Below are 12,952 nucleotides of genomic sequence, written 5' to 3'. Positions count from 1 at the left end.
ATTCCGGCGAAGCGCGGATCAGAAATCGATTAAATGGAAGCCTGCGCAGGGAAGCCCCGCGCAGGATATTCGTTGCATAGCTTCCTCAGGCAAGATCGTCGTCGCCGACTACCGTCGAGCTGAGATCGCCGCCGACCACGGTCATGTCCACCGTGTTGCCCAGCACATTCGCACCCATGATGATGCTCTGGTTGAATGCAGTCGTATCCAGGATCGCATCCGCCGAAGCAGTCGAATAGCCAGTGACAAAGCCATCATCACCGTTGTTCGACCCCCAGGCGCCGGCATGTGCGTAACCACCGTCGCCAGTCATCACCTGACCGCCAGCACCGCCATTGCCGCTGCCGGTGTTGGCGCCGCTACCGCCCAGGGCATAGCCGCCCGTCGCGCTGGCCGCACCGCCGTAACCGCCGGTGGTGCCATTGGCCGCGCCGCCAGCGCCGGCACCACCTGTGGCACCGCCATTGCCTGCGCCCGCGCCATCCGCGCTGCCGCCGTTACCGGCAGTCGCCCAGACCGCACCCAGACCCGCACCAAGCGCATCGCCCGAGGTCGCGTCGCCAGCCATTGCCGCTGCAGCGGACAGGGCCGCACCGAGCCCGGCACCGAGCCCGCCGTCGCCACCCGCAGCGCCTGCACCGCCGTCACCACCGTCACCCGAGGTGCCGCCGTTGCCGCTGTCGCTGTTGACGCCTACGCCAATGAGGCCAAGGCCAAGCGCGCCAGTCGGGCCGGCATCCGCCGAGCCGCTGTCGCCGCCATCACCACCAGAACCACCACTGCCGCCAGATCCTCCGCCGCCAGCGCCAATCGCTCCGGCCAGACTGCCGGCCCCTGCGTCGCCGCCATCGGCATCACCGCTCAGGCCGGCACCGACACCGGCTGCAAGTCCGCCTGCATCGCCGCCGTTGGCCGAGCCGCCAAGCCCGACACCCAGCCCGACACCCAGCGCATCGCCGCCGGCACCGTCACCGCCAGCCGCCGCAGCGCCGCCGCCGATGCCACCAAAGGCACTGCTGCCCGTCGCAAAGGCGTGACCACCATCGGCATCGGCATCGCCCGAACCGCCATCGGCATTTCCGCTGGTGCCGCCCGAGCCGCCTTCACCGCCAGCATCTATCCCGCGCTCGGCCGTGGCCGAACCACCATAGGCGCTGCCGTTCTGGTTGAAGTCGGCGTTATTGGTGACGGTCGGATCGCTCAGGTCGTCCTGATCGTTCATCGTCGCCGATTGCGGAATGATGATGGCGTTGTCATTGCCGTCACCATTCAGCGCATTGTTCAGCACGTTGGCGATATTGATGTCATCGGTCCCGATGCTGATATTGCCATCGCGGTTGACCAGCAGATCGCCCATGGTGCCTTGCATATTGCCCAGGTCGATGTCGGCATAATCATTGTCGGTCGGTTCCCAGCCATCAAGATCAAGCCCCACACTGACATTGGTCGAGACATTGGTATGAACATCAGTGTTGTTATAGGCCGTGTTCACGGCCTTATTCTGGGCATCGTTCGCTGCATCATTATGGGCCGTGTTGCTGGCCGCATTGTCCGCAGCATTATCGGCCGCATTCTTGGCGACATTGCCCGCCAGGTTGCCGGCCGCATTGCCCGCCACATTTCCAGCAGCATTGCCCGCCACATTGCCCGCAGCATTATACGCATGCGTTTCGGACGCGCTGCTGTTCGCATTGGCGTTTGCATTCGCGTTGTCGTTCGCGTTGCTCTGGCTCTGATGCTGCCCTTGGCCCTGACCCTGGCCTTGACCTTGGTCCTGACCTTGATCCTGATCCTGGGCCTGCTTGTTCAGTTGACCCTGTCCTTGGCCTTGACCTTGACCTTGGCCCTGTCCTTGGCCTTGGCCCTGACCCTGCTCTTGATCCTGGTCCTGATTGTCGGTCGGCCAGGCAAAGAGATTCATATTACGGCTACCAGCCATCGTCGTTACCTCCTGTCAGAGGCGGGTGAGATGCGGCCAGATCATTCGCAAGCACGCTTGCCCGCCCGGTTTTCGGTGGAGAAAGGCAAGCCGATTCCAATCGCCGGGCCAGCGCCCACCGTTACAACGGCACGACTGTTCTTGACTTGCTGCTGATACGGAACGACCGCACGCCACCTCGTGCCGCGCCCGTTCGGCCGGTGTGGAATTGCCCAGCGACCGACCCGGAAAAGGCTACGCCCGCCGACCGATTCGGCCTAGATGCACGAAAAGGCTAAACCGGGACTGTCCGAATTCAGGGGGAGCTGGCTTTGAGGATATAACCGACAGGCGGTTATCACTTCGAACACTAACCGGATGGATTAATCCCTTTTGCTAGGAAAGCGGGCGCGTTTTCGCGGCACCGCCCGAAATTGGCATGCCCTTATTCCGGAATACCACTCTGGATGGAACATCAGGGTAATTTTACAACCAAATATAAGTCTTTATTGAACTTATATTTCCCTCTCAGCTTTAAGCATCGGCGGAAATTTGCTAGGCTAACCAGATCGGCCGGCTTGGGAGGGCGGGTCGACACGGGGGAAGACCATCCGCAAGAAGGTAGGAATGACATGAGCATTGCATCTTGCGATGGCGTAGCCAGTGAAATTCTTGTGTTACCCGGCCAGCCTGCGCGCAGAACGGCAGAAGTTCTGCTGATTGGCACACAGTGCAATTTTTCACACAACCTGATCGCGGCAACCAGTCAGGAACTGGGGCACATCACGGTTGCGGCGGCGCCGTCCTTTCATGATTTTCGCAGTTTGGCCGAGCTGACGCACGAACAGCCCACGCTGCTGGTGCTGGACGAACCGACGATGCGCGGGCTTACCAAAGACGACCGCGCCTATCTGTTGGGTCTGGCCGAAGTGGCGCTTGCCGTCGCCTTCTGCACCGGGGCCTTTGGGCGCACCTGCTATGAAGACGAGGAGTTACGGCAGCGGATGATCAGTATTTTTCCGCTGAATTGCCGGCTGGACGTCTGGCTGTCCGTCATCAAGCTGGTCGCGCATGGCGGCAATTACATCCTGCCCGAAATCATTTCACCGGCGGGGATCGTCGCGCCGGTCCCCGCCACCGACGAATTGGGCCTGACCCGGCGACAGCATGACGTGTTGCGGCTGGTGGCCGATGGCCAGTCGAATAAACGAATAGCCTCGGCGTTGGGTTTGTCGGTCCATACGGTCAAGCTGCATCTTCGCAACGCCAACCTGCGTCTTGGCGCGCATAACCGCACCGAGGCCGCCATGCGCTATCGCACCCTGCGGTCGTGACCACTCCACCGCCGATATCCGGGGCTTCTGCACCCGAGCCCGATCTGGACGCGATGCTGCTGCGTGTCGGGCGGCTGAACTATGCCTGGAGCAATACGGAAAGTCTTTTGATCCACATGCTTGCCGGCTTGACCGGGATGGAGAAAAGCGCCGCCGTCGTGGTCTTCCTGTCGGTATCCTCGACCCGTGGCCGGATCGAGATGGTCGAACGGCTTGCCAAACTGGTCCGGCCGGCCGGGCCCGAGCAGCAGGAACTGCTGGAGCTGACCGGGCAATTCGCCAGGCTGTCCGCCGTTCGGCATCGTTATAACCACAGCATATGGTCCTTTCAGGAAGACGGCTCGATCTCGACCATCCTGATGAGGATCGCCGACCGGCGCGACCGTATCCATATGGGCCGAAAACAGACCCTTGGCAGCGGCGAGATGCTGCAACTGGATCAGGATCTGGAAATGCTTTCCCAACTGAACCGCAATATCTGGCGGTTCCTGCTGAAGTACCGATACCCCATCGACTAAGCGAAACCGATCGGGACGAAAGGCGGCGCCGGGTTTTCGGCGCCGCGCGGGCTTAGCTGCTCAGCAGACGGCGCAGGCTGGCCAAGGCACGCTCGCGGTCCTCTTGATAGCCGATCAGCCCGGCGTAATCGCCATTGCCATCGAACAGCAGCATGGTCGAGGAATGGTCCATGGTGTAATCGCCCCCCTCAAGCGGCGATTTGCGGGAATAGATGCGGAAAGCCTTGGTCGCCTTGGTGATCTCTTCCAGTGAGCCCGAGACACCGATCACCCCCGGCACCCACGAAACATATTCGCGCAGCGTATCGACCGTGTCGCGTTCGGGGTCCACGGTGACAAAGAACACCCGCAGCTTCTTGCCATCCTCACCCAGTTCCTCTTGCCAGCTCGCCACATCGCCCAGCGTGGTCGGACAGACATCCGGGCAATGGGTAAAGCCGAAGAACACCGCCGAGGGCTGCCCCTTCAGCGTTGCCTGGGTGAATTCAGCTCCGTCAGTCGCCAGCAGTTGGTAGTCGCCCCGGCCCAGTGCCGCGGCGCCGGCATCGGCGATCGAGCCTGCCCCCTGACGCGGTGAAACGAACTGGAACCAGCCCAGACCGGCCAAGGCCAGCACGACCAGCGCCCAAAGAGCATAGCGTAACGGCTTCAAGCCGGATGATTTGCGATCAGTGCCCGCCATGGCCACCCCCGTGTTGCGTCGCCCCGACGTTGCGCGGGCCGACCGTCAGCGGCAAGCTGACATCCCCCGCCTTTTCAAAGTTCAGGGTGACGTTGACAACCTCACCCTCGACCAGCGGCTGCTTCAGTTCCATGAACATCAGGTGATAGCCGCCGGGCTTCAATTCAACCGTGGCGCCGGCGGGGATCGGCAAACCCTCGGGTAATTGGCGCATCCGCATCACTTCGCCGTCCATCGCCATCTCGTGGATCTCGGCGCGACCGGCGAAATCGACGCTGGCCGACACCAGCCGGTCGTCGGCCCCGCCGTTCGCGATGGTCAGGAAACCGCCCGCCACCGGCGCACCCGGAGGCGTCGCGCGGCTGAAACCGTCGCTGAGGGTCAGATCGCCCAGGAACACCGGGCCGGCAGGGGTGGCCGCCATATCGCCGCCATGTTCATGATGGTCATGCTCTGCCGCCTTACCGGGCGTGACCGTCACGCCCGGCGCGGGGTTGGCCACCTTTGCATCGCCCGACACATCAGTCCAGTCCGCCTTGCCGTCCGCACATTCCTGCACGGTCGCGAAATACAACACCGTGCCCGGTGCGACATCGGCGCCGACAGTGCCACGGACGACGAATTCGTCGTACCAGTCATCCTGCAACGCACCGCCGGACCAGATCACCTCGCGCGTGCCCTCGGTCATCTGCTCGCCGTGATTGTCGAAGGGCTGGGCGTAGGGGCCCTTTACCGTCTCCAGCGTCCAGCCCGCCTTGGGCATGGGCTTGGCGTTATAAAATCCGTCGGGCAACGCCACCCGCAAGGTCTGGGTGGCCTGACCGTCGCAGCCATGGCCGATGCGGATCACCGCGCGATAGGCGGCGCCTGCGGGGGTCTCGGACCCTTCCAGCGTGGCATGGGCCAGCGCGGGACCCGCCGCAAGGCCAAGGAGCGAGGCGCACAGCGCGCCGAAAATATGGTTCTGCATCATCGTTCTCATCTGAAGGGAATGATCGCCGTCGGGGCTTTGCCCCACGGGCTGTCGAAACAAGCTTCCGTCAGATGAGCGCCGGAGGCCCCCGCGCCGAAGGTCCGAGTAGGGCAGAGACATGCGGCGGGGCCGAGGGGTTGGGCCAAAGCGCCAGCCGAACCGCATCCGTAACGGGCGGCAGCGCATCGGCGATGAAACCTTGCAACAATGGCTGACCATGCGGGGCCCAGTCGCACGCATGCGGATCGCCATGCGGGTTTTTGCCGGCCGGGACCAGACTGCCATCGGCAGCCACGACCATTTCGACCGGTCCCTCGCCCGAACACAGCACGACGGTCACGCTGCCTTGCGCGTCGCGGCTGATCATGGTGCCCGGCTGGATCAGCGAAAACAGCAGGAAAGGCAGCACTGCCAACCAGCAGCACAGGCGCCGCAGCGACGCGCCGCGTCCCTGCCCTGTTGCCCGATATCCGCTTCGAACCTGCATAAGCGCAGCCGTGTCAGAAATCCGCGCCAGAGGAAAGGGGCAATCTGCCGCAATCACCGGCGAATCGTCCGGGTGGGACAATCACCGGCGGATACGGGTGGCGACGACAATCCGCGGCGATGGGGCTTCGTCACCGACTTCGCGCGCGGCCGTACGGGCAGGCCGCAATAGCGCCCCTGACCCGGCGCCAACTGCCAAGCCCTATTCGGCCGCGGTGCGGCAGGCGATGCCGGCTTCCAGCAGTGCACGGATCTCGGGCCGGCAAGAGCCGCAGTTGGTGCCCGCCCGCAGCGCCTGCCCCACCGCCTCGACCGAGGTCAGCCGTTGCGTGGCGATGGCTTGCACGATGCTGTTCACGCCTACGCCGAAACAGGCGCAGATCAGCGCGCCTTCATCCGGGCGGTCGGCTCCGGGACGGCCGGCCAGCGCCTCGGCCCCGCCCTCGCCCAGCAGGGCGGCGACATGGCTGCGCGACAGGCCCACGGGTTCGGGCGCGACGAACAGCGCGGCCCGCAGTCGGCCCTCGCGCAGAAAGGCCAGCCGCACCTGCCCACGCGCCCGGTCGTGCAGCACCAGCGGCTCATCCGACAGGCCGAACATGGTGCGGGCATGGGCGGTCCAATCCTGCGGGTGATCCAGTCCGGCCAGTTCCGCCTGCTCTCCGTTGGCCAGCACGGCGCGAGCCCAGTATTCGCAATCCGGCCGGATCGGCCCGGACGAAACCGCAAAACCGAACCAGCGCGCCGCGAAAGGCCGGATCGCCACGGCGGCGGATTTCGAGGCAGGCTGGCCCGACACCGGATCGGTCACCCCCGCCACCAGCGCATCTATCCGGCCCGAGGGCGCTGTCTCGCCCGTCCAGTGGATCGGGGCAAAGGGATGGCCGCGCGCCACGCGGTCGGTCACCAGCACCCGCAGGATGGCACGGCCATGCGGGCTGGAAACCTCGGCCAGACTGGCAGGGGCAACGCCCAGCCGGGTCGCATCGTCCGGGTGCAGTTCCAGAAAAGGCTCGGCCAGATGGCGCGACAGACGCGGCGACAGCCCTGTCCGGGTCATCGTGTGCCAATGGTCGCGCACCCGCCCGGTGTTCAGCCGATATGGAAATTTGTCGCTGATCGCAGATGGCAGGCGCGGCGTGACCGCAACCAGATGTCCGCGACCCGAGGGCGTATGAAAACGCCCGTCGCCAAAGAAACGCCCGCCTTGCCGGCGCGCAGATTGCGGCCACAGGAACGGTCGCAACGCGTCATATTCCGCCGACGTGATCCCGGCATGGGCCGAGATGTCGAAATCGCTGCCCAAATCACCGGCAACGCCCGACAGCGCGGCGTATTCGGCGAAAATCTGGGCCGGGTTATCCCAGGCAAAGGCCTCTGCCCAGCCCATGCGTGCCGCAACCGCCGCAAGGATGCGCCAGTCGTCCCGCGCTTGACCGGCAGGCGGCAGCGTCCGGCGCTGGCGGCTGATGCGGCGTTCGGAATTCGTCACCGTGCCATCCTTTTCACCCCAGCCGGTGGCGGGCAGCAGGACATGCGCCAGTCGCGTGGTGTCGGTCTGCGCCATGATGTCCGAGACCACGACAAAATCGCAGCCGGCAATGGCGCGGGCGACCCGGTCGGCCTCGGGCATCGAGACGGCGGGGTTGGTGCAGATGATCCACAGGGCCTTGATCCGCCCTTCCTCGACCGCGCGGAACATGTCCACGGCCTTCAGGCCCGGCTGTTGGGCCATACGCGGCGCATTCCAAAAGGCCCCGACCGCCTGGCGATGCACGGGGTTTTCGATTTCCAGATGGCAGGCCAGCATGTTGGCCAGCCCGCCGACCTCGCGCCCGCCCATGGCATTGGGTTGGCCGGTGACGCTAAAGGGACCCATGCCCGCCCCGCCGATACGGCCGGTGGCCAGATGGCAGTTCAGGATCGCGTTCACCTTGTCGGTGCCGCTGTCGGACTGGTTCACGCCCTGCGAATAGACCGTCACCACCTTTTCGCTGCCAAGCCACAGGTCAAAGAACTGTTGCAACTGGCTGTGCGTCAGCCCGGTGGTCGAGGGCGGCGTCTCGCGCGCCGTGGCCAGCGCCTTGTCGAACCCCTCCAGATGCGCGGCGAAATCCCGGTCGGTCATGCCGCGCCGCGCAATCTCAGCCAGAAGCAGGTTGAACAGCGCCGCATCCGACCCCGGCGCCAAGGCAAGGTGCAAATCAGCGATGTCGCAAGTCGCGGTGCGGCGCGGGTCGATAACGACAATGCGCGTGCCCCGCTCCTCTCGGGCCGCCGCAAGCCGCTGGTAAAGCACCGGATGGCACCATGCGAGGTTAGAGCCGACCAGCACCACCGTATCTGCCAGCTCCAGATCCTCATACAGTCCCGGCACCGTATCGGTGCCAAAGGCCCGTTTGTGCCCCGCGACCGAGGAGGACATGCACAGCCGTGAATTCGTGTCGATATTCCCCGAGCCGATAAAACCCTTCATCAGCTTGTTGGCGACATAGTAATCCTCGGTCAGCAACTGCCCCGAGACATAGAAGGCGACCGAATCCGGCCCGTGTTCGGCAATGGTCCGGGAAAATCGCTGCGCAACCAGATCCAGCCCCTCGCCCCAGCCAGCCTCGCGGCCGTGGATATGCGGGGCAAGCAAGCGGCCGCGATGGGTCACGGTTTCACCCAGCGCCGAGCCCTTGACGCAAAGCCGGCCCCGGTTCGCGGGATGTGCGGGATCGCCTGCGATGGCAAGGCCGCCCCGGCCGTCGGGCGTGGCCAGGACACCGCAGCCCACGCCGCAATAGGGACAGGTGGTGCGCATGGTCTGCATGTCGAACCTCAATCGAGTGAAAGCGGCATGGGGAGAGACCTTTCAGGCGGCGTTGGAGCGCGAGACGAGTTCGGCGCTGATCAGAATGCGGCCCTGTTCGACTCGGACGGGCCATGTGCGCACCAGCCCCTGATCGGCGCCCTGCGCCGAGCCCGTGTTCATGTCGAACACCCAATTGTGCAGCGGGCAGGTGACGCGATCACCATGCACGATCCCCTCGGACAGCGGACCGCCCTTGTGCGGGCAACGGTCGTCCAGCGCGAATACCCGGTCGTCGGCAGTGCGGAAAACCGCCACGCAGCCCTGCGCGGTCCTGACCACACGCGCACCCTGAGGGGGAATGTCGGTCAGAGCCCCGATATCGACAAAGATGGTCATTCCGCAGCCTCCAGTATCAGATCGGCAAGGGGTGCCCATTTGGGCGTCTCGGTTTTGGTGGAATGCTCGGCCCATGGGTCATGGCGATAAACCGACTGGCTGAGTTCGAACCGTTCGACCAGCGCATGTCGCATAGGCAGGTCCTCGATTTGCTGTTTCACCCAGTCCAGCCCAACCTTGGCCACCCATTTATAGGGCCGGTCCAGATAACGCGCGTTCTCGCGGTAAAGCTGGATGAAGGCGGTAATGATCTCGACCGCCTCGTCCTCGGAGGGGGTCGAGGCGAGATGTTCGGTCTCTTTCACCTCCATCCCCGCCGCCCCGGCGACGCTGATGTTGTAGCCGGAATCGACGCAGACCACGCCCACGTCCTTGCAGGTCGCCTCGGCGCAGTTGCGGGGACAACCCGAGACCCCCAGCTTGACCTTGTGCGGCGTCCATGACCCCCAGAGCAGCTTTTCCAGCCTGATGCCCAGCCCGGTCGAATCCTGCGTGCCAAAGCGGCAGAATTCCGATCCCACGCAGGTCTTCACCGTGCGCAGCCCCTTGGAATAGGCGTGACCCGACACCAGCCCCGCCGTATTCAGGTCGGCCCAGATATGCGGCAGGTCCTGCTTGCGCACGCCCAGCAGGTCGATGCGCTGGCCGCCGGTGACCTTGACCATGGGAACGGCATATTTCTCGGCCGCATCGGCGATGGCGCGCAGCTCTTGCGGCGTCGTGACCCCGCCCCACATGCGCGGCACCACCGAATAGGTGCCGTCTTTCTGGATATTGGCGTGGTTTCTTTCGTTCACAAAGCGCGACTGGCGATCGTCGCGGTATTCCAGCGGCCATTCGGCCAGCAGGTAATAGTTCAGCGCCGGGCGGCAGGAATGACAGCCGCCGACGGATTTCCAGCCCAGTTCCTGCATGACGGCGGGGATCGACTTCAGCCCCATGGACCGGATCAGCCGCCGCACGTCCTCGTGACTGTGATCGGTGCATTTGCACATGCCTGCGGGCGCGGCAGCGGCGAAGTCATCGCCCAGCGTCAGCTTCATCACCTGCTCGACCAGACCGGTGCAGGTGCCGCAAGAGCTGCTGGCCTTGGTGCAGGCGCGAACCGCCTCCAGCGTGGTCGCGCCGCCCAGAACGGCATCGGTGATGGTGCCCTTGCAAACGCCGTTGCAGCCGCAGATCTCCGCCTCAGGCGGCAAGGCTGCAACGGCCGCCATAGGGTCCAGCGGGGTCCCCCCCTGAAAGGCCGGGCCAAAGATCAGCGTATCGCGCATTTCGCCGATATCCGTGCCGTCCTTCATCAGCCCATAGAACCAACTGCCGTCGCCGGTATCGCCATACATGACAACGCCGATGATCCGGTTGTCCTGCAAGACCAGCCGCTTGTAGATGCCCCGGCCGGGATCGCGAAAGACGATATCCTCGCGCCCCTCGCCTTCGGCGAAGTCGCCGGCGCTGAACAGGTCGCAGCCGGTCACCTTCAGCTTGGTCGCGGTCTGCACCGGGCGGAACTCGGCCGGTTCGCCAAGCAACGTCCGGGCCAGCACCTTGGCCTGATCGTAAAGCGGCGCGACAAGGCCAAAGACCTGACCGCGATGTTCCACGCATTCGCCAAGCGCAAAGATATGCGGATCGCTGGTGCGCAGGGCGTCATCAACCACGATGCCGCGCTCGACCTCCAGATGCGCGTCGTTGGCCAGCCGCACCTCGGGGCGGATGCCGACGGCCATGCAGACCAGATCGGCGGGATGGACGGTGCCGTCCTCCAGCAACACGGCCTCGGCCCGGCCATGACCCAGGACCGCCTTGGTCGCGCCCTTGCAATGCACCTTGATGCCGCGCCGCTCCAGATCCCTTTGCAGCAGATAGCCGGCGGCGGGGTCCAACTGCCGCTCCATCAGGTGGCCCATCAGGTGAACGACGGTGACACTTGCGCCGCGCGCGGCCATGCCCGCCGCCGCCTCAAGGCCCAGCAGCCCGCCGCCGATGACCACGGCATCCTTGCCGGCCACGCCGGCCTCGATCATCGCATTGGTGTCTTCCAGATCGCGATAGGTCACGACGCCCGGCAGATCGCTGCCCGGAACCGGAATGATGAAGGGCGCCGAGCCGGTGGCGATCACCAGCGCATCATATTCGGCGCTGGAACGGTTGGAATGGACCCTGCGGGAAGCACGGTCGATCCCGATCACCGGCTCACCAAAGCGGCAATCGACGCCGTGCGCGCCATACCAGCCTTCGTCATGAGTGACGATCTGCTCATAGGTCTTTTCGCCCGACAGCACCGGCGACAGCATCAGCCGGTTGTAGTTGCCGCGCGGCTCGGCGTTGAACAGGGTGACATGCCATTCGCCGGGCGCGGCCTCGAACAGTTGCTCCAGCAGGCGACCCGAGGCCATGCCGGCGCCGATGACGACAAGTTTCTTCATGGCTGGCTCCTTTCTCATGCGGCTTGCAAGGGTGCGCGACCCATCTGGCGGATCGAGGCATGCATCCAGAGCGTGCAGGCGGCGACCAGCAGGAACAGCGCCATGAAACAACTGGACCACAGCCCGGTCTGGTCGCGCAGCCAGCCGAACAGCAGCGGCAGGACGAAACCGCCAAGACCCCCGATCATGCCGACCAGCCCGCCGACCGCGCCGACGTGTTGCGGGTAATAGCTGGGGATGTGCTTGTAGACGGCGGCCTTGCCCAGGCTCATGAAAAAGCCCAGCACAAAGATCACCGCCAGAAACACCGGCACCGGCACGCCCGAGGGGATCGACAGGATCGCGGTCGCCCCGAGCGAGGTGATGAAGGTCGCATACATCACCACCCGCGCGCCGATCCGGTCGGACAACACGCCGCCATAGGCGCGAAAGATCGAGCCGGGGATGGAGTAGGCTGCGCCGATCATCCCGGCTGTCCTGATGTCGAACCCGTAGACCTGCGTCAGGTAATGCGGCAGCCACAGGGCCAGGGCGACGAAACCGCCGAAGCTGAAGAAGTAATAGGCCGAAAAGCGCCAGACACGCAGGGTTTTCAGCGGCGCAAACTCGGCCCGCAGCGGTACCTTGCGGCTGCGGCCTCCGGCAGCGGTGACAGGATCGTCCTTGCTGAAAAGCCAGAACAATACGGCGGTCAGCGCCAGCACCCCGGCCCATATCTGCGCAGTCGCCTGCCAGCCCAGCGCCAGCATGACGAAAGGTGCGACGAATTTGGTCAGCGCCGCGCCGACATTGCCGGTGCCAAAGATACCCAGCGCAGTGCCCTGCCGCCCCTCGGCATAAAAGCGCGAGACATAGGCCACCCCGACCGCGAACGAACCGCCGGCAAGACCGACGCCCAGCGCCGCCAGCAGCATCTGCGGCCAGGTCGAGGCAAAGGACAAAAGCAGCGTCGCCAAGGCGGCGGAAAGCATGGTCAGCGTATAGACCAGCCGCCCGCCCATCCGGTCAGTCAGCACGCCCAGCGCGATGCGCACCAGCGAGCCGGTCAGAATCGGCAGACCGATGAGAAAGCCGAACTGGGTTTCGGTCAGGGAAAGCTGCTCGCGGATCTGCAAGCCGATAATCGAGAAGATGGTCCAGACTGCAAAGCAGATGGTGAAGGCGAAGGTGGACAGGCCCAGCGCGCGGCTGGCCTCGGACGGTGGAACGGGGGAAATGGCGGGCATGATAGCTCCGATGCGTTGCTGAGGCGAAGGCGGTCGGAAAGCGCGGCCAGGCGGCGGGACGCCACAACAGGGTTGCGCTTTGGGATGGCATTTCCGCAGCATCGCGGAGAGGGTCGCCGCATCATTGCGAGCGGGCCGGTGGCGCGCCATTGCGCCGGGCCATGGGGTCAGATTGGGTCAGCGCGCAGGCCGG

Annotated in this window: 11 protein-coding genes; 3 read left to right on the top strand and 8 right to left on the bottom strand. The window is 64.8% G+C overall.

Annotation, left to right across the window (positions count from 1 at the left end):
* Positions 1–85 precede the first annotated feature (85 nt).
* Positions 86–1,492, bottom strand: coding sequence for a hypothetical protein (locus JWJ88_RS14035; protein ID WP_240200327.1), 1,407 nt, complete (start codon positions 1,490–1,492; stop codon positions 86–88).
* Between JWJ88_RS14035 and JWJ88_RS21800 the strand changes: the two genes are divergently transcribed.
* The 3 genes from JWJ88_RS21800 to JWJ88_RS14025 all read left to right on the top strand — a co-directional run bounded on the left by JWJ88_RS21800 (position 1,460) and on the right by JWJ88_RS14025 (position 3,770).
* The gene (locus tag JWJ88_RS21800; RefSeq protein ID WP_240200326.1) at positions 1,460–2,095 is read left to right on the top strand and encodes a hypothetical protein; all 636 of its coding nucleotides are present in this window, start codon (positions 1,460–1,462) and stop codon (positions 2,093–2,095) included. The two genes, JWJ88_RS14035 and JWJ88_RS21800, sit on opposite strands and share 33 nt — an antisense overlap.
* Positions 2,096–2,550: 455 nt before the next feature.
* On the top strand, positions 2,551–3,252 hold the full coding sequence (locus JWJ88_RS14030; protein ID WP_205296408.1) for a helix-turn-helix transcriptional regulator: 702 nt from the start codon (positions 2,551–2,553) through the stop codon (positions 3,250–3,252).
* Between the two features lie 53 nt (positions 3,253–3,305).
* Complete coding sequence (locus tag JWJ88_RS14025) at positions 3,306–3,770, top strand: hypothetical protein (RefSeq protein WP_205296407.1); 465 nt, start codon at positions 3,306–3,308, stop codon at positions 3,768–3,770.
* Between the two features lie 52 nt (positions 3,771–3,822).
* Here the strand turns inward: JWJ88_RS14025 and JWJ88_RS14020 are convergent, their stop codons facing one another.
* The 7 genes from JWJ88_RS14020 to JWJ88_RS13990 form a co-directional block, all read right to left on the bottom strand.
* Positions 3,823–4,452 carry an SCO family protein gene (locus JWJ88_RS14020; protein ID WP_205296406.1) on the bottom strand — a complete coding sequence of 210 codons (630 nt, stop codon included), beginning with the start codon at positions 4,450–4,452 and terminating at the stop codon, positions 3,823–3,825.
* Complete coding sequence (locus JWJ88_RS14015) at positions 4,439–5,422, bottom strand: copper chaperone PCu(A)C (RefSeq protein ID WP_205296405.1); 984 nt, start codon at positions 5,420–5,422, stop codon at positions 4,439–4,441. The genes JWJ88_RS14020 and JWJ88_RS14015 overlap by 14 nt, the downstream gene beginning before the upstream one ends.
* A gap of 70 nt (positions 5,423–5,492) precedes the next feature.
* Entirely contained in the window at positions 5,493–5,834 is a 342-nt protein-coding gene (locus JWJ88_RS14010; RefSeq protein WP_240200363.1) for a DUF2946 family protein, read from the bottom strand.
* Between the two features lie 279 nt (positions 5,835–6,113).
* Entirely contained in the window at positions 6,114–8,726 is a 2,613-nt protein-coding gene (locus JWJ88_RS14005) for a nitrate reductase (protein WP_205296403.1), read from the bottom strand.
* A gap of 42 nt (positions 8,727–8,768) precedes the next feature.
* On the bottom strand, positions 8,769–9,104 hold the full coding sequence (nirD, locus tag JWJ88_RS14000) for a nitrite reductase small subunit NirD (RefSeq protein ID WP_205296402.1): 336 nt from the start codon (positions 9,102–9,104) through the stop codon (positions 8,769–8,771).
* Complete coding sequence (nirB, locus tag JWJ88_RS13995) at positions 9,101–11,533, bottom strand: nitrite reductase large subunit NirB (RefSeq protein WP_205296401.1); 2,433 nt, start codon at positions 11,531–11,533, stop codon at positions 9,101–9,103. Before nirB ends, nirD begins: the two co-directional genes overlap by 4 nt.
* 14 nt (positions 11,534–11,547) lie before the next feature.
* Positions 11,548–12,759 (bottom strand): MFS transporter, encoded by a 1,212-nt coding sequence (locus JWJ88_RS13990; RefSeq protein WP_205296400.1) that lies wholly within the window; start codon positions 12,757–12,759, stop codon positions 11,548–11,550.
* Between the last annotated feature and the right edge of the window lie 193 nt (positions 12,760–12,952).

The organism is Paracoccus methylovorus (genome assembly GCF_016919705.1).
In the GTDB taxonomy this organism is placed as follows: domain Bacteria; phylum Pseudomonadota; class Alphaproteobacteria; order Rhodobacterales; family Rhodobacteraceae; genus Paracoccus; species Paracoccus methylovorus.
The sequence above is the reverse complement of the archived record's forward strand: the minus strand, read 5'-3'. Positions and strand labels throughout refer to the sequence as shown.

Excerpts from the sequence above, each read along its gene's own strand:
- JWJ88_RS21800 (WP_240200326.1), top strand. The coding sequence starts at position 1,460 with ATGAACATCAGTGTTGTTATAGGCCGTGTTCACGGCCTTATTCTGGGC.
- JWJ88_RS14030 (WP_205296408.1), top strand. The coding sequence starts at position 2,551 with ATGAGCATTGCATCTTGCGATGGCGTAGCCAGTGAAATTCTTGTGTTA.
- JWJ88_RS14025 (WP_205296407.1), top strand. The coding sequence starts at position 3,306 with ATGCTGCTGCGTGTCGGGCGGCTGAACTATGCCTGGAGCAATACGGAA.
- JWJ88_RS14020 (WP_205296406.1), bottom strand. The coding sequence starts at position 4,452 with ATGGCGGGCACTGATCGCAAATCATCCGGCTTGAAGCCGTTACGCTAT.
- JWJ88_RS14015 (WP_205296405.1), bottom strand. The coding sequence starts at position 5,422 with ATGCAGAACCATATTTTCGGCGCGCTGTGCGCCTCGCTCCTTGGCCTT.
- JWJ88_RS14005 (WP_205296403.1), bottom strand. The coding sequence starts at position 8,726 with ATGCAGACCATGCGCACCACCTGTCCCTATTGCGGCGTGGGCTGCGGT.
- nirD (WP_205296402.1), bottom strand. The coding sequence starts at position 9,104 with ATGACCATCTTTGTCGATATCGGGGCTCTGACCGACATTCCCCCTCAG.
- nirB (WP_205296401.1), bottom strand. The coding sequence starts at position 11,533 with ATGAAGAAACTTGTCGTCATCGGCGCCGGCATGGCCTCGGGTCGCCTG.
- JWJ88_RS13990 (WP_205296400.1), bottom strand. The coding sequence starts at position 12,759 with ATGCCCGCCATTTCCCCCGTTCCACCGTCCGAGGCCAGCCGCGCGCTG.